This window comes from Kurthia sp. Dielmo, from assembly GCF_000307285.2.
GTDB classification, from domain to species: Bacteria; Bacillota; Bacilli; order Bacillales_A; family Planococcaceae; genus Kurthia; species Kurthia populi.
The window spans coordinates 234,572-254,992 of sequence record NZ_HE578958.1; the positions used below are offsets into that span (position 1 = coordinate 234,572).

Below are 20,421 nucleotides of genomic sequence, written 5' to 3' on the forward strand. Positions count from 1 at the left end.
TGCTTTAAAGCATTGGAGCTTTTTTATAAATCAATCATTTTATATTTTGATAAAATGATAAATTAATAATTGTATAATTTTTGTCACATAATCCTTTCTGGAGACAACAATGCGCGTACCTTTTCAGTCGTTGAAAAGGACGTATTTTTTGAAAAAATAGCGAGTGCTGTTCCCGCATTAGGTAAACAGTAAAGCGTTTCGCCCTACTCTAAATTCACTTGAACGCCAGAACCCTGCCAGCGATTCCTCGTCAAAAATTGCTGTTTATTTGTTGACCAAAATACGAGATCTTCCATATTACTAAGTAACTCCACTAGTGGTGACATGCCTTGAAATTGTTGACTATCATTAATTTTAAACATTATCTTCCAACGATCTTTAGCTCGTGTTTTTTTATAATAAGTTATGTCATACTGCAGTCGCAGGTCATCAAAAAGCTCAACAAATGATTCCGACGTTTCCAGATAAACATACAGTGGAAATGACTGACTCTGTTTCATCACTACCTCAATTACTTCAAATGGTAATTTCTCTGTATCTGGAAAAGCTAACTCATAGACATAAGCATCTTTACTATTTAAATGAATAGCGTAGGCTTCCACTCGTTAAGCGATGATTGATAAATTTGACACTTCATAAGGCACCTCTTATCTAAACAATTTTTCATTAAAATATAGAATTATACAATTATATTTTTTTGAGTTTCTTCCTATTATATAGTACGCAGTATTAATCGTTGTCTTTTTGATAATTGTATAATTTGATAAATGTAAAAAAGTTGAATGCCTTTAGCAATACTTTCTTCTGCAGGCATTCAACTTTTATTTATTTTCTAGCACTTCAATTTCTTCAATGATTTCTGCCTCTTGTGTTAAGACATACCATTCATTCACCCATTGCTCTAGTTGCTGCACCGTTTCTTTTTTCTTCGGCAGCTTCGCCGTTTTTAAATACCGTTGCACGGCACTATACGATACATTCGCTTCTTCCGCAATAACAGACAATGGAATATTTCGTACCTCTTTAATTTCTTTTAACATTTCAGGTGATAATGTACGACGTTCTTTTTCTTGCTTAGCCTCTGTATAAATTTCATTTGAAATCGTTTGAGGAATCAACAATTTACGATTTTCCTCTACAACGACATCGGGTGGTAAAATAACGACTTGTACTTTCTGCCATTCATTTTTGTACCAATAACGCTGGTCGGCTATTTCTGCATCAGTAAATTGTGTTTCATAATACCATGATTTAATAACCGAATCCTGCATTAATTCATCCAATACGGTTTCAAGCTTTTCACGATTTTTCGAGCCCGTATAGCGTGGATTCAAGTCCATCGCATGATTTAAGGCTTCTACCGTAAATGGCTCCAATAAATCTTCTGTACGTACTTTCCATTCATAATTCAAAAAGCGAACAAGGCGCTTATGCGGTCGTTTTTGATAATAATTGTACTGAAATACTTTGTAATCTAGATAGCCAAATGCTTGCGTATTATCGGTTAAATAATATGCCAGTAATGACGATGGCTTAATCGTTAATGAATAAATCCCTTTTGCCTTACCAGTCTTTTTATCATACGCCATTTCAAGTGAACCGATTTGGAACATTGGCTGGAAATTCGTCAAATCATATTCTGTACGGTCTTCAAGGTTCGCCTCATTGACGATAATGAAATCATCATTTTCAACGGCAATCCACACACTTGATAATGCGGCTACGCGTTGCATAATAGCAAAACGTTCACGTTCACGCGTTTTGAAATTTTGACGATACGGGTCCGCATATTTCAATTTCAAAGCCTCATCACTTTCAAAATGAATATAGCCTTCTGAATTTTTAGAGCTCACCATCCATAAGTATGAAATCAAATCGAATAAATCCGCTGATAATTCATCAAGTGACGTAATGGCAGACTCCATAAGTGAGAACCATACTTTCTTTTTCTCTACTGTATCAGCAGGGAGGCGCTGAATTTCTTCATTCGTTCTAATTTCTGCTTGTCCCTGTAAACTACCATCCATTCCAAGAATATCTTCTGAATACGTACCATTTTCATTTTTCGTGAAATCCGGTTTTGTTACTAAATCTCGCAAGATTTGAAATGTCGAGCTTGAATTTGAATATAAATGCTCTTTTTCAATAATGCGCTCAATCGGTTGCTCTAATTCAACATGTACTAAATCTGCAGGAATCTCTTCTTTTTGAATCATTTCGACCGCCTTTTTAACAAGCGGGTCAGAGATTTCTTTAATTTGTGATTCAACGAGCGACTTTTGTGTTTCTTTTTTGATTTTTTTTGGTGGTTCAGTCACTTTCGTAACAGGTTCTACTTTTTTGACTGGCTTTTGTCGCGCTGAATCACTTTGCTTTAACAAAGGTTCAATTTTCATACGCACATATTCACTATTTTTCTCAACGCGTTCAATCAAAGTTGCCTTATTATAGGGCTGTAATTCAAAAAAGTCCTCATTAATGACTTTTAAAAGCTTCTTAAAGCTCGCAGACGATTCATATTCCTCGTCCACGCTTAACATATAAGCATCTTCGGACCATTCAATTACTTGTTCTGGATAGCTCGCTACAAAATAGGGCTGCACAATTTCACAAATGGCTAGCGGCTTCCATTCTTTTTTGATTAATAAAGTTGGTGGCAACTGTTCATAATTCATGATGTACCGCCTTTCTGAATCATTTCGTTACTTGTAGTATAGCAAATTATTCATATTCATGTAATTATTCATAAATCAGCCACGAATGTCGCTCGATTTTGTTATTTTAATGTAATTCAGTTATTCAATTATGAACCACAAGTGTCGCTCGATTTCTATTCACCATTCAACAATCAACCACGAATGTTGCTCAAAAACCCAAATTATTCAATTTTCAACCACAAGTGTCGCTCGAATTGTCGATTATTCATTTTCGGCCCATAAATGCTACTCAAAATGATTCAATTATTCATTTCCGGCCCACAAGTGTCGCTCGATTTCCGCGACAGTCATTCATTTTTGGCCCACAAGTGTCGCTCAAATTTTTTTTTGGCCCACAAGTGTCGCTCGATTGAATTGTTCAAAAATGTGAATCGCGTCATATCAGTTATTCAAAAGGTTTTGGATTATTCATTTTTGGCCCACAAGTGTCGCTCGCCACAAGTGTCGCTCGCCACAAGTGTCGCTCGATTTCCTGTGGATAAGTCAAAAACTTTATTATATCAAGGGTTCTTTAACGTTAAATTATCCACAGAAATTATTCAATTCACTCAAAAAGTGGCCCACAAGTGTCGGATAAGGCCTCTTTTTACCATAAAAAAAAGTACCTTCAGCCCTTGTGGCTCTAAGGCTCAGAGAATTATTCAAAAATGATTATTCATTATTCACTGCGATTTTATTTATTATACTGAAATCGGAGGTGAAAGACTATGAACATGGCAGCGATTTATGAACAACTATTTAATGTATCTATTCATCGTTATAAACAAAAAAATTCAACTGCATCGCATTCATTACAAGAACTAGCAAACCAGGCAGAACAGCATTCTGTACAGGGTGGCATTTTTGCGGTGCGTCAAAAAGAAGATTTTGCTTCAAATGGTGGCGTAAAGGGTATGATTTTAACATCGATTGAATCATTGCTTGTTCATAGTGCATCACTATCGCACTTTACACCGAATCCCTATGTGTCTTATCGCTATACAAATCATGCGCGAACACATGTGACGGGCTTTAGCGACGACCATTTATTGCAAATCAATACATTTGTCGTGGATATTGATACGAAAAAGCATTCTGTTGAAGACATTTTGCTAACAACAATGGATAACAGCATCGGGCTACCAACATTAATTATTGAATCACCACGCGGTTATCAATTGTACTTTATGCTTGAAACACCGTTTTACTTATCGACGGATAATAAAGCACGTAGTTTGCATATCGCAAAACGAATCGCACAAAATATTAAACAAAGTCTACGTGACATCGATGCCGATGAATATTGTAATGACTTTGGCTTTTTCCGTGTGCCAACCGAACAAAATATTCGCTTCTGCCAATTGAATCACGTCTATAATATTGCCTCGCTAATTGATTGGTCGATACGCCAAGATGATAATATCGAACGACCGCTCTACATTCGTGGTCCAAAAGTGAATAATTTACGCTTAACTGAACAACCATGGTTCCAAGCAATTATTCAAACGAACAACATTCGTGGTCAAAAGGGGCAACTCGGTCGAAACAATGCTATTTTCACGCTTGCACTTGCTTGCTATCACGATCAATGGTCATTTGAAAAAACGTATGATTTACTCGATGAGTGGAATTCAACGCTTCAATCACCGCTAAAAGATAGTGAAGTGCGAACAATTTGTCGCTCAGCCTATTCAGGTAAATATAATGGGCCGCAAAAGATGTATATTGAACAGTTAATCGTTGAATATGTTGATGCATCAATTGAATTACCGCAATTAGCTATTGGTAGCTGGTACAAGCATAAAAAAGAACGCAAAGACCGCGTCCGTTCACATCTTGAGGAATGGGAAGCAGATGTCATTGCGTTTATTGAAGCACGTACATCAATTGAAGAACCATTTGTTCAATTATCACAAAGTGAATTATGTCAGGCTTTAGGTATCGCCAAAAGTACACTAAATAAATTATTAAATGCATCATCAATAATTATTCGTAAAGTATCTGGTGCAGGACGTGGCGCTATTACACAATTTTCAACAACGACATTATTCAAATCTTATTTAGTAAAATCATTTATCGCCAATAAAAAATCATCAACATTTATTCCATTTGCAGTTGCACAGCTTTACACAATTATCGCACCAGTAGCACTTCTACCATTATTGTCATTTATTCACGAAACAGCATCTCAAATCGAACGAAGGCGAAGGCAACACTTATTGGTCCACAGTGCCTAAACATATTTTAAGGTCATCTCTGGTTTGTTCCACGTGAAACATGTTTAACTATATTCAACCTGGTAGCACATTGATTTTTGAAAACATGGTATACTATGTATAGTCCTATAATGAGCTGTATAGCTTTATTTTATTAAGGTTTATACAAATTACGAATAGTTAAGAAATTATACAAATGTACATAGGAAGGTGCAATTATGGCAATTAAACTCTTTTTCGGAAATGTTAAAGGTGGCGTTGGTAAAACAACAATTACTGATATGACAGCCTATATATTAGCCACACAATATAATCAACGTGTTCTTGTTATTGATTGTGACCATCAGGGGGATTCTACGGACTTCTTCTGTGATTATTTCAATATTGATTTAGGTATGGAGCAAGGACAGCATGGCTCTATGTTTACAATTTATGATGCCATTCAAGATTATGCAAAGAACAATAATCCTGAAGCAATTCATAAAGCAATTGTTCCAGTGACGGATTCATTATCGTTTATTCCAGCTAATTCATTGTTAGAAGAATTTTCAACATTCCTTTCTCGGATGAAAACAACAGAATCAATTCAGGGTACAACCTATATTCGTAATGTCCTTGAAACGATTGAGGATGATTATGATTTCATTTTATTTGATATTCCACCAAGTGCAGGACATCTTGTAACAAATGTTATTATCGCATCAGATTTTTATGTAGGGATTATGTCGACAGAGAAAAAAGCATTCCGCAAGCTACAACCCTTCTTTGATATGTGTAATGAACATAGTGTACGTGCACAGCAATTTTTACAAGACTATGATGTTGCACAAAATTTAGGTGTCGTCATGTATTTTGTTACACAAAATCTACAAGAAGAAAAATATGTAGCCGATGCTGCACAGGATTTCTTTGGGGATCTAATTTTTGACTCAAAAATTCGTCGTGCAGATGTCGTTCGTGAACATGAACGCATGCCATCATTATTCTTTGAAGATACTGAGGAGAATCATGACTTCTTACAAATGTTTGAAGAGGTTACACAGGAATTATTAATTCGTATGCAGGCATTACCTGAAGATACAGTACGTGTCGCAACACAGGAAATTTTAATGCCATTACAAGAATATTTTACAGATGAACAGTTATTCCGCTTGAAAGAAGCCATTGAAGGTAAGGGATTACAAAATATCGAATCCCTCCGTTTACGAGGTTATAAATCAAGTGATCCGCGTAAAACATTACAAACGCATATGATTCGTCTATTTACAGGCTCTAAAGACAATGAGGCGTTATTTGAGCAACAATTCATTCAGTTAGAGAAATGGCTTGCAAAAGAGCCTACAGCATATAGTATTAGCGCGATGCAGCGTTTAATTCGTAAGCATCGTAAAGCGTTAGAGATTGTTTAGGAGGTGGCATTCATGGCCGATTGGTTAAAACCCAACACGTCATTGAATATTAAGAAAGTAAAACCTCAGGCTAAAAAAGATGATGAGGTTTCTTCAACACAAAATACATTAACGAAAAAAATGTCAAAGCGTGAAATTCCAAATTTAAATTATCATGCAGAACGCCCACGTTATACATCAGATGTACGTCGCCCAATTGGCGTGTCTCCTGATACGAAAGATGAAATCGCAGAAATTGCAGAAGACCATGATGTAAAATTTAATATGATGGTCGCGGTCTTAGCCTTATTTTTTGAGGATCATCAATCAGAGGAGCTTATTGAAAAATATCGTCCTCATGCAGAAGATATTGCAAAAGCAACGACAACATCGCGTGCGATACACATTTATCCAAATATTTATCGCATGATCCGTCACAATGCACGTGTGCATAAGCTAACGATTCGTGAATTATCACAAATGATGGTCGATGTTTATCGTGATCACCAAGGTGCAAGTCAGTTTACAGAATATGTTGACCGTTTTATGACAATGGATTAATAAAAAAACACTTTCAAAGAGATGTTTCTTTGAAAGTGTTTTTTTACGTTTATTTCACAATAATAAGTATAAAGTATAAAAAACGAAAAATAATAAGTAGTATATTTAGACTAATTAACTTATAATGAATATATATAAAGCATATTTGTTAGAGGAGGGGTCTTAAAATGATGCGAGCGATTTCACAGGATTGCCTTACTTTTCAAACACCGCGTTTAGTTGTTAAACCAATGACACTAGAAGAGCAGCAATGTATTCATTATCATGCTTCTTCAGCTACAAATGCATCTATCCCTTTAGGGGAACATTATTTAATTCAAGATACAGTTGAGTATATTACAGACATGTTAAAGAACGATAAACAAGTCTATTTATGGGGTATTTATTTACAGCCAAACAATACATTAATTGGCAGTATTCATCTAAGTAATGTGAGTCAAATTCATCGGCATGCTCAGATTAGTTTTTTATTGGCAGAGGATTATTGGGGGCAGGGTTTTTCAACGGAGGCCGTGGCATGTGTCATTGACTTCGTATTTGATAAGCTTGGACTTAATAAATTACTAGCGAAATGTTTTATTGAACATTATCCAACCCATCGTGTATTGCAGAAACTAAATATGAACATTGAGGGCATTTTAAAGCGTCATTTTTATTTAAATGGCATCTTTCATGATGTAACGCTTTATGCGAAGTTCAATGAATCGTCGTTTTAAAAGGTATTTAAATACAATTTAAACGTTTTTTCTTTCATTTATGAAAAAAACATAAAACCCCCTTTAAAACCTCTTAAAGAGGCTTTGAAGGGGGTTTTATATGTCGAAATTTAGTTTTTACTTTTATCAAATTATACAATTATAAATAATGAATGAATATTGTCGATAATTCATTTAAAATATGCCGGCTGACATTTGGTGAAACGAGTAGCATGGCCTCTTCATACAGCTTGTTAGAAGTTTTAAAATCATTGCGCAGCGCATAAAGAGCAGAATTTAAAATTAAAAATGTGCCTTTCGATTTTAAATTTTGTTCAATTTGGGGCAATGATAAACAGTCCTCAATAATCATTTCAGCTGTTATTAATTGCTTTTGTTCAATATAGCTTTGTGCTAACACGCTATGAAGCGCAAAATACGTTGTTGCATCTAAATGAAGTAATTTTTGCACATAAATGCGGTCGATAATATTGTAGTATTTCAAAACATGATTCACTTCTTCTAGGTGCATAAAGCATTCCATTAAATGTGCGTAGATTGAAATATAAATATTCGGATACTGTTGCTCAAAATCATGTTCTTCCATTTGTGCTAATAAGCGTAGTAGCGTTTTTTTCGCTTGTTCATAGTCTTGGTGAATTTTCATTTGCATCAATGCTGCCACATGAATAAATTTCAATCGCTCAAGCACACTTGGACTTTGTTGAATCAGCCGTTCGTAAAGTGCAAAACGGCGTTGTAAATTATCATCATTGGCTAAGTTTGCATCGATATTTAAGGCAATATAGTAAAGGTAGCACTGCGCATCGACATCCTCTGACTGCTGTGCTAATAACAAATAATCGTCAATTAACAGGAGAGCCTCATGATAATGCGCAGCGCGAAATTTTGATGATACGTCTTTGAGCATTGTTTCAGTTAGAATCATAATTACACACCTTCAATTTTAAAATGTGACAAAGTATTGACTATGCTCATTATAGAGACTTATGAAAATGAAAGTAAAGTCTCAACTATTATTCTTTTGGTACAAAGACAATTTCATGCCAGGCACTACAGTAATGATAGCCTTGTTTAGCGTACATTTTGCGCGGCGTATCTTCGCCATCTGCCACAAGTAAAATTGTTTGCTCTGTATGCTGGTTCATAACAAATTGCTGCATGGTTGAGCCAATTCCACGTCGTTGTAAGGAATCGATGATAACGAAGCTATCTAGCTCTACCGTATCAGCTGTTAAAAATAATAGTAATGAACCAACAATTTGTCCATCAAGTAAAGCAACAACAAATTGAATTGATGAGTCGTTAAATTGTTTTTTGAGTAGATGCTGCTTCTCTGTGGCAAAAATTTCGCCATATGTGAGGTCAACCATATATTGGAACGTCAAAAAAGAAGGAAACAATGCGTCATCTACATACTGGACAACTACCTCCTCATTAAAGGAGGAGCCATTAAATTCAATCGGCAACATCGCATATAATTCAAGTGAGCCAACGACATAGTGTTGTGCTTCAATATAGGCGAGCAATGCAGTTGGAAGTTGCTGATTTTCCGGAAACAGAAAACGGCGATGCTTCATCTGATGTGTCTGATGAAAATCAAGTTGTTTTTGTTCGTAATATTGAAACTCTGCTAGCGTTGGCATGTGCTTAAAGAGCATAAAATTACTGTTATAGCGAGATGGCATTTCAGCATCATAATAATGCTTTATAATAGAATCCTCCTCATACAGAGGTGCATCTATATATGTATCTTTAAAATTCAATTGTATCCACCTCTTTCGTTACAATATGTTCTACTACTTGTGGTAAATTACGTAGCTTCTCTGCGTAAAACGTTGGGAAAACAGCATGCTTGGCTAGTTCATCAATTGGAATCCAATAGACTTCTTCCTTCCCTTCGGTGCAGTAACCAGTGCTATTCACTTGTTTTTTACCACGAGGTTTCATTAAAAAGTAGAAGGCAATTTCATGACATGAAAATCCTTCGATCGAGCCATCGCCAGGAAAGAAGTTTTCGTGAATAAAAGCAAGTCGATCAATGTCATAATGGACACCCGTTTCCTCAAATACTTCACGTACAACAGCCTGTTCTGCGGTCTCACCAAGCTGAACGCCACCACCAATAGAATAATAATAATTAGCCACTTCATTGCCGGCTACTAATACACAGCCCTCCTCGATAATAATCGCGGCTGCGCGGTAACGGAACCAATTTGAACCCTCTGTAAAACAGCAATATTTTTCCATGAAATCCCTCCTAATAGTTAAAATATAACATAAAAAAGAACCGCAACGAGGCAGTTCTTTTCGTACTTCTTATAATGACTCCACTAATTGCGGAGGATGATTAACGGCAGGATAAATTTCCTTCATTAATGATTCATACAACATCTCTCGATCATGTGGTTTTGCATACTCCTGTAATACAACAGCATCTGCAATAAGCCATGAATCCGTATGTGCAGGTTGATGTGCTACAATGAAGCCGATAATAATACGGTCTTGTAGGACCATTACTTTATATGCAGGGTCCTGTAAATAAATTTTCCATAATGCGATATCATATTCAAAGCGAATAGGTGTACCGCCCGTCCCGACAGTGTTAGAACGTTGGCTGTTTTGATTCGTAATCGGCTTCGTCAAATCAGCTTTACAAACGGTATGAATCGCCGCAATCTGATCTGCGTCATCTAATGTTGCATGTCGAATAATACGTTTCAAAAAAATCGCCCTCTTTCATTACTACATATATATTACCATTTTCCGAAATAATTAAACAATCATAAAGATATAGTCAGATAATTTCGATATCTGTTGTGCAACACAACTTTATATATAGCCGTTATACAAACATAGTAAACCAAAGGAATAAGGAAAAAAATACTTTTTACTTATAATGAATTTAAGGATATCGATTCATCATATAAGCTAAAACGCTCACCCTTGGACTTATTTTAGTGAAAATTCGTTTATAAATATAGAAAAATAGGAATAGGAAATTATTAGAATAGTAAGGAGTTGGGCATAATGAAAACAATGGGGAAGCTAGCAAGTCTTGCCTTAGCAACGACATTACTTGCAGCATGTGGACAATCGCCAAAAGATGAATACATTGGTGCAATGGAAGATGCGGGCGATGCAAAAGCAGGCACTTTTGATATGAAATTTAAGGACATCGCTGTATCAGGTGGCGATAGTCAAACGACGACGATGATTAATATGGTGAAAAGCCAATTAAATGATATGAAAATTAGCGGTTCGTATTCAATGCCAGATGACTCAAAATATGCAGTAGATGTAAACGTAAATGCGATGGGACAAGAAATTCCATTTAACGTCATTGGTGACGATAAAGCGATGTATTTATCAACAGCTTTCTTATCAGCTGTTATGGATATTACACAATCACTTAGTGGTAGCTCTGCAGCAGTTGATACATCAAAATTAAAAGAGCTAGATGGTAAATATATCGACTTACAGCAATTTGCAAAGGATAGTGCCGAGACAACAGGCTCTAGTGTCACTGCAGATGTAGAAAATTTAGATATGAAGCAATTACTTGCATATCAAAAGGATTTACAAAAAGAGTTTATTAAGTATTTAAAAGACGATGTGGATGATAAACGCTTTGAAGAAAAAGATGGCAAGTTGTCATTTACAATGAATAAAGACGATATCGCGAAGCTTGATGATATTCAAGCAAAATTAGCGAAGGATAATCCGGATTATGAGCAGTTTAAGGTGAATATTGGGGATATGCTAAAAGAGCTAGATAAGGTCAATATTCAAACAGTTATTGATTCAAAAACAAAGAAGCAAACATATGATGTCGATATTGCTTCTGCAAAAAACAATATCGATGCGGTGAAATTCACCATTTCAACAACGCCTTCTGATAAAGTGAAAGAGGTAACTGTTCCGACAAGTGACCAGCTTGCGACAGAGGAGCAGTTGAATGAAGCGATGGGTGCGGCGACAGGTACAGACACAACAGATACTACAGGTAGCACGACGATTACGGATGAACAATTCAAAACGCTATTAAAACAAGCGAAATCATCAAAAGCATCGATGTCTAAAGCACAACGAAAACAAGCGCTAGAACAATACAAACCGTATTTAACAGATGAACAATATACGAAGTTAGAAAAAGTGTTAGAAGATTAATATGTAAAAAAGCAGCAATCCATTTCGTTAGGGTTGCTGCTTTTTGTATGTTTTCATAAAATCATAATTGTATAAATTACAGTATTGTAGACAATCTAAGCTGATCTATACAAGGAATGCCATCCTCATAAATGGGTTCTTCATAATGTGTCGTAAAATAATCTGGAATGATTTCAACGATACGAAAACCTGCTTTTTGGTAAAAGGCTAATTGTGAAATACTCGAATTGCCTGTGCGAACATCCAGCTGTTCATAATGATGCTCTTTTGCAAAATCAATCGCAAACTGTAGCAGTTGCTTGCCATAGCCCATTTGTTCATGCGCTGCGTCCACCGCAATATTTTTAATTTCAAGTATTGTTGGTGTAACTTGTTGTAGCACAATAACGCCGAGCTGATCGAGTACGAAGCATTTACTTGTAGTAATATACTGTTCAATCATTTTTTATCTGGGTCTGCGCGTAATAAAAGCGCCCATGGATAATTTGTTGTTTGTTTAATCATCGGTAATCCCTCTCGATATTGTGTAATAGTTCATTGCGTAATTTGATAAGCTCTTCAAATTGATAGAAGAACTCGATTTTTTGATGCTTTATTTTTTTGAGATCAGTAGGGCGCTTACTAAAAATGAAATAGCTAAATGATTCTGCGAAGTCCTCATCCACATTGTTCATTGCATAAGGTGTAACAAAATTTTTGGTCGATGCATAGCTACGGTTTTCTACGGAATCGTAAGCGTATGTATAGGATTCCTCGACCATTTCTTTCGTCCAAAATTGCTTATAAAATAATTGCGTGTACGCTTCATCATTCGCGCAGCGCTCTAAAATTTGATAGTTGGTACAATAACTCTTTGCGGTATTATTGTGTTGGCTATCATCAAAACCAATCAAATGAGCCGCTTCATGTACGATAACTTTATAGGACAATTTTTTATCATAGGTGAAGTCCTGTATATCAAAGGATAAACGCCATTGTGTTTGAATGAAATTAAGCGGGGATACAGAACCATAATACTCACCATGGCCATCAGTGAATATTTCAAATTCTTTCACATCTTCACGAATACGTTCAGGGATTACCGCTTTGAAGCGCTGCCACAATTTTTCATGCGTGACTACTTTTTTTGTGAGTTTCGGATGCTGTTTTGAACCGAGCCCATTTTCAGGATGAATGAGCTGTGTATGATCTTTGACAGTATAGATTTTTAAAGAACTGAAATCCTCTCTATCGTAATACGGATATTCTTTCGAGCTAAACATCGTACCACCATGCCGGTCATTTATCTTCTTTAATGCTGCATCACCGTGTGCAGGATTCGGTGCAATTTCTGTACGGGGTATAAAGCAAATCAACCCCAATAATAAAATGAAAAAAATAAATCTAAGCAGTTTAATCCCTCCAAATCAATGAATTATACAATTATGTAAATATAAATTTATATAAAAAGACCATCTTTTTGTGAGATGGTCTGTGTTTTTTAATAATAGCTATTTAATCTTGTTAAGATGGCATTTCGGAAATGAATCATCGAATCATATTTATAGAAGAATGCAATTTTTTGCTCAGCACGCGTTTTTGCTGTTGTTGGGCGTTCACTGAACACAAAGTACATAAATGATTCTGCAAAGTCTTCCTCAGGAGAAGCAGCTGCATATTGGTCTACAAATGATGAAGGGTATTTTAAATATAATTGATTCGCTTGTTTACCTGTTTTTACCCAATCATTATGAATCGGTCCTTGCCAGAATAATTGATAGAAACGATTTAAATGCGAATCTTTGTTCATACAAACACCATTTGATGTGAAGTTTTTACAATTCGCCCCTGCATTATTTGTTTGCTTTTTATTTAGTGACACAAGATGTGCTGATTCATGGACAAGTGTTGCGAAGAAATTATTCGGTTGATCAAGTGCATCTTTGTAATCGACTGCAAGTGTCCATGTTTTCCATGTGCTATCATTTGGTTGCACAAATGCCTGGTCATTATTATGACCATCTGTGAAAACCGTAAAGTTTGTTACTTGCTGACGTTTACTAGCAGGGACCGTTACAATAAATTTTTCCCATAGACGTTTGTGTAAATTACCATCTTGTGCAATTTTTTTATAGGTCGCTGTATTTCCTGCATGGGGCGCATAAATTTGACCATTTTTTACGCGATATTTAATAATGATTTTCTCAGATTCTGTATCAGCTACATGCGAAGGAACAATGTTTACAAATTGACCATGACGTTGTTTTAATTGTGCAAGTGCTGCGTCACCTTTTGCTGTGCTTGCTGCCGCATTTGCGTCTAGTGTAGGAAGTGCGAAAAATAGAAGTAGTGCAAAACCATAAAGAATTATTTTTTTCATAAGAATTCAGCTCCTCTGCTCGTTAGTATAGCATGTATGCCTCAATATGCTAAGAGGCATTGAAGAAAGTAAACATTGCGCAAAAGGGAACCACACCTACAGGATACTCATTCCCTGTGCATTCTATCGTAAACGAAATCAAAAGAAAACAGTAAATTATACGGAATCGAATACGATTTTTTTAGGTAATTGGCGATTATATACGTATAAATAGATAAAATAATAATTGTATAAAAACCTTTTATTTAAAAGTTTATATTAAAAAATCTTTTGATAATAAAAGTGGGCTGTCACTGCTCAGCTGCTTGTTTATTTTTTCGAAATGAAGTGAAAAAGATTCCCCAGAAATGAAAGGTGCGCTTATTAAAAGCTGACCAAGTGGTGAAAAAATAGTGACATTATCTAGTTCACTCATTGTCAGTTGAAGTGACTGTATCGACATGTCACAGTCATGCCATGTTGCAGACTGTAGGTTAAAACTAATGCCTTGGCATGCACAATTTATAAATGTTCCTACGTTTAATGACAATGTATGTAGTTGTGCCGAGCAACGTTTTATGGTGGTGTCATGACTTGTCCAGTAAACAGTTGCTAAATCACTTTGTTGGATATGAAGTGTGCCAGTTGCGACAAATTTTTTCCCAGACCATTCCATAGAGGCCAATGTGATCGTTGTTGTCTGAATATCGACGTCACCATGAAATGCACAATCGTTTAGTTGACCATTACTTTTTAATCGAAATGCTTCGCCCGTTGTGCGGAGTGCGAGTAATTGTAGCCGTGTCGTAGCTTCAATTGATACGTAGTCCGATTTGAGTGTACAAAATGAAAGCTGCGTTTTTGTCAGTAAACCATCTGTTTGGATATGACTGGATATGAGCATACTTTGTTGCACGTACATAGAGCCTTGAATCTCACTATCGACGATAATTGTCGCTTCATCACAAAAAAATGTTGGGCTTAATTTACTGGCATCATTAATAAAACCACCAAGTGTTCCTTTCGTAATTTTTTTATTTTGAACGGTGAATGATTCGCTAGCCTCGATTTGTGTAACATTATATGTCATGCCATTAATGTCTAGTTGTTTATGGGTTGTTGTTTTATGCCACATCGTATTCCTCCTTTTTCGCTCATAGCTAGTATACCAGGGTTGGTGATAGGTTCTATAAATGAAACTAAAAAGACGATGCCTGCGCATCATCTTTTTTAATCTTTAATTTTCACGTCGCCACTGCTTGCTTCCATCGTCAGTGTATTTGAGGAAGTAGTCGCTGTTGTGCCAGCGACTTCATTATCTTTTTCTGTTGTTAATGTATAGTTAGATGGTACGTGAATATCGCCACTTGATGTGCGGATTGTAAATGAAAATTGATTGTCATTTTTGTTAGTGAGTATTTGGTCGCCGCTTGAAGAATGAATAGAAAGAGAAGTATCCTCACTGAAAATCGGCGTGATATGAATATCCCCACTTGTAGCCGTCACGGTACTTTTTCCACGTCCAAGTTTGATAGTATCAAATGATACATCCCCGCTTGTGCTTTCAGCAAGTAAGGTGTTAGTCGTTAATGTCTTAACCAAAATATCGCCGCTTGAAGAACGGATGAAAACTTCTTTTGCGTCACTACCTAGTTGACCAAGCTCCATGTCGCCACTAGTAGTTCTCAAATCATAGATTTCTGCTTTTAAATCATCTGCTTTAATATCGCCACTTGATGCTTCAATTTGCACGGATGTTACAGCAATATCTTTCAGTTTAATATCCCCACTTAATGCATGAATTTTTAGTTTGTCGTATTGTGTAGCTGGTAAGCTAATATGCACTTCAGGTTTGCTACCAAAGGACAGCCATGATAGAAAACCCTTTGTATTTTGTTGGATGGCTAACTGGCCATTCGATTTTTCACGAATATCAAATTTTGAGGTTCTTGTCTCCGTGGTTTTTACTTCGATGGAATCCGAAGAAGTTTGCTCGACAAAAATATCTGCACTCGATACATTTAGTTGAATCGTGTGAAGCACTGCATCTGAAAGTGCGACAGATTGGCTCTTATTAAAGAATGTAAAAGCATAAATACCAATCATTACGAGTAAAATAATAGCCCCCATACTAAGCCCCAATGTTTTTCGCAAAGTTATCACGTCCTTTACCATTTCTTTCAGTGTATGTAAATATAAAGAATATTGCAAATTCACAAAAAATGAGGACTTGGACAAAATACGTCATTTCCCTTTTAACCGTTCGCAACGAAAAACTGGAACCGCGCCACAGCGTGATTTTGTTTTTTCTTATACTCCCATGAGCGGTTGTTTTTACACGTATGTCCTATCATCCTATTTACTATTATGGTATAATCTAGTCGACATATTTTGCGAAGATATATGCTGTACCATTTTTATCGTTAATTTTTGTTTTGACACTTCTTCCTATATATATAGGCAAAGGAATAAAATCGTTTCACGCATAAATTGTTTGTAAAGCGGGTAATTTAAAAATGTACATGAATTTGTATGGGGCTAATAGTGTGCAGATTCGACTTGAAAGGGGAATGAATATGAATTTTTCAAAAGAAGAAGGACGATTTTTCGTAGAGGATCAAGGTGAAACCTTAGCTGAGATTACATTTACACAGCCAAATGATGAATTTTTTATTATTGATCATACATTTGTAGATGATAAATTACGTGGTCAAGGTGTGGCGAATCAATTAGTAAAAGCTGTAGTGGATAAGGCACGAGAAGATCATAAAACAATTATTCCACTATGCCCATTTGCGAAAGGACAATTTGAGCGTAATCCAGAATATGCCGACGTTTGGCGTAAATAAATGATATGCTAGAAAAGGAATTTAAGATTGTTTCTTTTGGCGAAAATGAGATTCAATCTATTAGAGGGGGAAAAATGATGAATGAACAACAATTATTGGATAAAGGATATCGTAAATATTCAGGCGAGAATATTGATATATTTTTTAACGCATCGATCTGTGAGCATTCTGCAAACTGTGTAAAAGGCAATGGAGATGTCTTTAATACAAAAAGAAAACCGTGGATTTTAGCAGATAATGCGAGTGCTGATGAAGTGGCACGCGTTATTGACACATGCCCATCTGGTGCACTGCATTATATTCGTAAGGGGGATGCGTAAGTGGTAGCATTTAATGAACAAGGCCGCTTTTATGTAGGAGAAGAAAATAATAAGTTAGCTGAGATTGATTTTACACGACCTGCAGGAAAAGACTATTATGTTATTCTTCATACAGGTGTTCGAAAAGAACTTTCAGGACAAGGTGTTGCCCAGCAATTAGTTGATAAAGTAGTCGATAAAGCACGTCATGATGGATTGAAAATTGTTCCTGTTTGTCCATATGCTAAAAAACGTTTTATGGAAAATGAGCAATATGCAGATGTGTGGTATAAAAAATCATAGTGAAAAATAGGAATCCTAACGGGTTCCTATTTTTTTTAGGAGGAATCTGTGTGGATTATATTTTGTTATTGCGGGGTGTTAATGTAGGGGGAAACAGAAAAATTAGTATGACGGAATTAAAGGAGCAGTTTATTATACAAGGCTTTGAAAATGTTTCAAGCTATATTAACAGTGGCAATCTTTTAATATCATCAGCACTTGAAAAGCAGGCTTGTATCGATGCGCTACAGTCACTTTTCAGGTCGCATTTTTTTGAACTCGATTTTGTGCTACTTGATACAGTGCAGTATAAAAAAATGCTCGAATTGGCCCCTTCCTGGTGGGGTGAAAATGAAGAATGGCGCCATAATCTTGCTTTTGTACTAGCGCCTTATACAGCGGAGGATTTACGTGCTTTAACCGCGCAAATTAATTCAGAATATGAGCACTGCAAAGTTTGTGGTAATGCCATTTTTTGGAGTAGTTCCTTTACAACTCATTATAGTAAAACGATGTGGTCTAAACTAATGAAGCAGGCTATTTATCGCCATTTGACTGTGAGAAATCGTAATACGGCATTGAAGTTACGGGAATTGATTGAAAGAAATTAATTGTTACAACATTATTGAAGCGCAGTTTTAATTAGAGAGTACTTTTTAAAATCAGTCCAATAGACTTATTTTTTTTAATTGCAAAAATAAAATTTTTCTAAAAAACATTTAATTTTAACTAAAAATGATAATTTTATGTTTGTCATATTAATAATTAAACAATATAATGAAATTAGTTCCAAAAATGGAAGGGTGACTATTACATGAAAAATTTAGGTAAATTAACGATGGCTGCTGTCATTGCAACTTCTGCAGTAACAGCTACAACAGCCCAGGCAGCAACAATTAAAACAACAACGAAATATGCAAACCTTGAAAAAGGTGCTAAGCGAAACATTCGTGCAAGTGCAAGCACGAAAGGTAAGGTAGTTGGACAATATCAACTAAATGATGAAGTAAAAGTGATCAAAAGCTATAGTAAAAATTGGTATCAAGTACTATATAAAGGTAAAAAGCGTTACGTAAGCAAAACCTATGTTAAAAATGTACCGGGTGTTGTGGGTATAGGGTATGCAAACACAAGCAAGGGCGTCAACTTAAATGTTCGTGCTTCGAAAAGTACGAAAGCGAAAGTAATCGGTAAATATAAAAATAATCAAGAAATTTATATCACAAATAGTTATACGAACTGGTATCAAGTGCTATATAAAGGCAAAGTCGGTTATGTTTCATCTAAATATGTAGATGGTGAACACGATTTTAACTAATAGTAAAATACAATCGTAAGCAAAACAAGACGCAGCAAAATTGGTTGCGTTTTTTTACTTTACGAGAGGTGTTTTTAATTATGATAAAACACTAATATTAGTAGCTGGTAATAATGGTATACTATAAAAGACGATTCAAAGGGGGAAAAGAATGAAAAAACGAATGAAGGTGATTTTGTGTATCCTCATATTGATTCCACTATTCGCGTGGAACTGGCATACGCAAAAGGCTTTACCACAAGGAATGTCCGTTGATGGGAAGTTTCACCAGGTTGACAATGTAGAATTTTTAACAGATATTACGTATGAAAAAAATGATAAAGCTGTAATGGAACAACAACTTTTTGAACGTACGCTTCAAATAATTGATGAGGCAAAAGAAGTTCTAGTGATTGATTTATTTTTATATAATGATGATTATAATCATCAAAAAGCGACGTATGATAATCGTGCAGAGCAATTAACAAAAGCGCTTATCGAAAAACGTAAAGAGCAGCCGGACATGCCGATACAGATTATTACAGACAATGTAAATTCTGGCTATGGCTCGATTCATCCACAATTCTTTAAAGATTTAGCTACGCAAAATATTGAGGTATTAACAACAAATTTAACACCGTTACGAGACTCGAATCCGCTTTATTCAAGTGTGTGGCGCTCTTATCTACAATGGTGGCCAGTATCAACAAATGGATTTTTACCAAATTTATTTAACCCAGATGGTGATAAAATGTCTGTTGGTGCCTATTTAGATTTAGTGAACTTTAAGGCGAACCACCGGAAAATTGTCTTAAATGAACAAGAAGCAATGGTCATATCGGCGAATGTTTCGCATGATGGTAGTAGCCTTCACTCGAATATCGGCTTTGTTGTAAAGGGCGCTATTGTGAAAGATATTTATGAATCAGAAAATGCAATCTTGCATATGTCAGATAAAAAGCTTCCAAAAAATATTTCATTTGTAGCAGATGAGCCAGCAGGAGATATTAACGTGAAGCTAGTTACAGAAGGAAAAATCCAACAAGCTTTAACCAAAACAATTAAGCAGGCAAAGGCAGGAGATACCTTGAAAATTGGTGTTTTCTACATTGCAGAACGTGAGATTATTCATGCATTAAAAGATGCTGCCAAGCGCGGTGTCAATATCCAAATGATTTTAGATGCGAACCGTGATGCATTTGGTATTAAGAAAAATGGTGTGCCAAATCGACCTGTAGCACATGAGCTAATGAAAGAAGATAATATTACAGTGCGTTGGTATGATACGCATGGTGAGCAATATCATAGTAAGTTTTTAATGCTTAATCAAGCAGATACATTTACAGCAATTGGTGGCTCGGCCAACTTTACACGTCGTAATATCGATGACTATAATTTAGAAACCGATTTATATATGACGATGCCAAAAGAAAAAGAGACAGCGCGTGATATGAATGCTTATTTTGAGCGTTTGTGGACAAATCAAGACGGCATATATACTGTTGATTACGAGGAATTTGCGGACGGCTCTTTATGGAAAACCGTAATGTATCGTATTCAAGAATTTACGGGGTTATCGACATTCTAATCAAAAAAAAGAGGCTTGGGG

Annotated in this window: 22 protein-coding genes; 11 read left to right on the forward strand and 11 right to left on the reverse strand. The window is 35.8% G+C overall.

Translation table 11 applies throughout. The annotated features are described in order from the left end of the window. Window positions 1–203 precede the first annotated feature (203 nt). The gene (locus KTHG_RS21210; protein WP_186439548.1) at window positions 204–362 is read right to left on the reverse strand and encodes a hypothetical protein; all 159 of its coding nucleotides are present in this window, start codon (window positions 360–362) and stop codon (window positions 204–206) included. Window positions 363–821: 459 nt separating this feature from the next. After that, a complete protein-coding gene (locus tag KTHG_RS09755; RefSeq protein ID WP_139993171.1) occupies window positions 822–2,675 on the reverse strand; it encodes an XRE family transcriptional regulator in 1,854 nt (617 codons plus the stop codon). 749 nt (window positions 2,676–3,424) lie between these two features. On the opposite strand from KTHG_RS09755, the gene KTHG_RS09760 reads away from it, so the two are divergent. From KTHG_RS09760 to KTHG_RS09775, 4 genes are all read left to right on the forward strand, one after another. Continuing rightward, window positions 3,425–4,933, forward strand: coding sequence for a primase C-terminal domain-containing protein (locus KTHG_RS09760; protein WP_186439549.1), 1,509 nt, complete (start codon window positions 3,425–3,427; stop codon window positions 4,931–4,933). Window positions 4,934–5,130: 197 nt separating this feature from the next. Beyond that, the gene (locus KTHG_RS09765; RefSeq protein WP_139993173.1) at window positions 5,131–6,321 is read left to right on the forward strand and encodes a ParA family protein; all 1,191 of its coding nucleotides are present in this window, start codon (window positions 5,131–5,133) and stop codon (window positions 6,319–6,321) included. 12 nt (window positions 6,322–6,333) lie between these two features. Next, on the forward strand, window positions 6,334–6,861 hold the full coding sequence (locus tag KTHG_RS09770; RefSeq protein WP_126989695.1) for a hypothetical protein: 528 nt from the start codon (window positions 6,334–6,336) through the stop codon (window positions 6,859–6,861). Between the two features lie 167 nt (window positions 6,862–7,028). Further along, window positions 7,029–7,577: a GNAT family N-acetyltransferase gene (locus KTHG_RS09775; protein WP_139993175.1), complete on the forward strand. Its 549-nt coding sequence runs from the start codon at window positions 7,029–7,031 to the stop codon at window positions 7,575–7,577. A 139-nt stretch (window positions 7,578–7,716) separates the two neighbouring features. Here KTHG_RS09775 and KTHG_RS09780 read toward each other — a convergent pair whose 3' ends face one another. The 4 genes from KTHG_RS09780 to KTHG_RS09795 form a co-directional block, all read right to left on the reverse strand. Beyond that, window positions 7,717–8,505: a hypothetical protein gene (locus tag KTHG_RS09780; RefSeq protein ID WP_126989697.1), complete on the reverse strand. Its 789-nt coding sequence runs from the start codon at window positions 8,503–8,505 to the stop codon at window positions 7,717–7,719. An 88-nt stretch (window positions 8,506–8,593) separates the two neighbouring features. After that, window positions 8,594–9,343, reverse strand: coding sequence for a GNAT family N-acetyltransferase (locus KTHG_RS09785; RefSeq protein ID WP_139993177.1), 750 nt, complete (start codon window positions 9,341–9,343; stop codon window positions 8,594–8,596). Continuing rightward, on the reverse strand, window positions 9,333–9,827 hold the full coding sequence (locus KTHG_RS09790; protein WP_139993179.1) for an NUDIX hydrolase: 495 nt from the start codon (window positions 9,825–9,827) through the stop codon (window positions 9,333–9,335). The genes KTHG_RS09785 and KTHG_RS09790 overlap by 11 nt, the downstream gene beginning before the upstream one ends. A gap of 69 nt (window positions 9,828–9,896) precedes the next feature. Then, window positions 9,897–10,301 (reverse strand): hypothetical protein, encoded by a 405-nt coding sequence (locus tag KTHG_RS09795; RefSeq protein WP_126989700.1) that lies wholly within the window; start codon window positions 10,299–10,301, stop codon window positions 9,897–9,899. Between the two features lie 306 nt (window positions 10,302–10,607). Here KTHG_RS09795 and KTHG_RS09800 point away from each other — a divergent pair, with 306 nt between their 5' ends. Then, entirely contained in the window at window positions 10,608–11,747 is a 1,140-nt protein-coding gene (locus tag KTHG_RS09800; protein ID WP_139993181.1) for a hypothetical protein, read from the forward strand. A 76-nt stretch (window positions 11,748–11,823) separates the two neighbouring features. Here KTHG_RS09800 and KTHG_RS09805 read toward each other — a convergent pair whose 3' ends face one another. The 5 genes from KTHG_RS09805 to KTHG_RS09825 all read right to left on the reverse strand — a co-directional run bounded on the left by KTHG_RS09805 (window position 11,824) and on the right by KTHG_RS09825 (window position 16,239). Then, a complete protein-coding gene (locus KTHG_RS09805; protein ID WP_139993183.1) occupies window positions 11,824–12,189 on the reverse strand; it encodes a GNAT family N-acetyltransferase in 366 nt (121 codons plus the stop codon). 58 nt (window positions 12,190–12,247) lie between these two features. Further along, complete coding sequence (locus KTHG_RS09810) at window positions 12,248–13,102, reverse strand: hypothetical protein (protein WP_139993185.1); 855 nt, start codon at window positions 13,100–13,102, stop codon at window positions 12,248–12,250. Window positions 13,103–13,227: 125 nt separating this feature from the next. Beyond that, a complete protein-coding gene (locus KTHG_RS09815) occupies window positions 13,228–14,106 on the reverse strand; it encodes a hypothetical protein (protein WP_126989704.1) in 879 nt (292 codons plus the stop codon). A 253-nt stretch (window positions 14,107–14,359) separates the two neighbouring features. After that, window positions 14,360–15,220 carry a hypothetical protein gene (locus KTHG_RS09820; RefSeq protein ID WP_139993187.1) on the reverse strand — a complete coding sequence of 287 codons (861 nt, stop codon included), beginning with the start codon at window positions 15,218–15,220 and terminating at the stop codon, window positions 14,360–14,362. 95 nt (window positions 15,221–15,315) lie between these two features. Next, window positions 15,316–16,239, reverse strand: coding sequence for a DUF4097 family beta strand repeat-containing protein (locus KTHG_RS09825; protein ID WP_186439550.1), 924 nt, complete (start codon window positions 16,237–16,239; stop codon window positions 15,316–15,318). A 422-nt stretch (window positions 16,240–16,661) separates the two neighbouring features. On the opposite strand from KTHG_RS09825, the gene KTHG_RS09830 reads away from it, so the two are divergent. The 6 genes from KTHG_RS09830 to KTHG_RS09855 all read left to right on the forward strand — a co-directional run bounded on the left by KTHG_RS09830 (window position 16,662) and on the right by KTHG_RS09855 (window position 20,400). Continuing rightward, entirely contained in the window at window positions 16,662–16,934 is a 273-nt protein-coding gene (locus KTHG_RS09830; RefSeq protein WP_139993191.1) for a GNAT family N-acetyltransferase, read from the forward strand. A 77-nt stretch (window positions 16,935–17,011) separates the two neighbouring features. Continuing rightward, window positions 17,012–17,254 carry a (4Fe-4S)-binding protein gene (locus KTHG_RS09835; RefSeq protein ID WP_139993193.1) on the forward strand — a complete coding sequence of 81 codons (243 nt, stop codon included), beginning with the start codon at window positions 17,012–17,014 and terminating at the stop codon, window positions 17,252–17,254. Further along, window positions 17,255–17,536, forward strand: a complete 282-nt coding sequence (locus KTHG_RS09840) for a GNAT family N-acetyltransferase (RefSeq protein WP_139993195.1) — start codon at window positions 17,255–17,257, stop codon at window positions 17,534–17,536. It begins immediately after the preceding gene. A 50-nt stretch (window positions 17,537–17,586) separates the two neighbouring features. Further along, a complete protein-coding gene (locus KTHG_RS09845; RefSeq protein ID WP_186439551.1) occupies window positions 17,587–18,126 on the forward strand; it encodes a DUF1697 domain-containing protein in 540 nt (179 codons plus the stop codon). Between the two features lie 203 nt (window positions 18,127–18,329). Then, window positions 18,330–18,833: an SH3 domain-containing protein gene (locus KTHG_RS09850; RefSeq protein WP_139993199.1), complete on the forward strand. Its 504-nt coding sequence runs from the start codon at window positions 18,330–18,332 to the stop codon at window positions 18,831–18,833. A 151-nt stretch (window positions 18,834–18,984) separates the two neighbouring features. Further along, complete coding sequence (locus KTHG_RS09855; protein ID WP_139993201.1) at window positions 18,985–20,400, forward strand: phospholipase D-like domain-containing protein; 1,416 nt, start codon at window positions 18,985–18,987, stop codon at window positions 20,398–20,400. The last annotated feature ends 21 nt before the right edge of the window (window positions 20,401–20,421 follow it).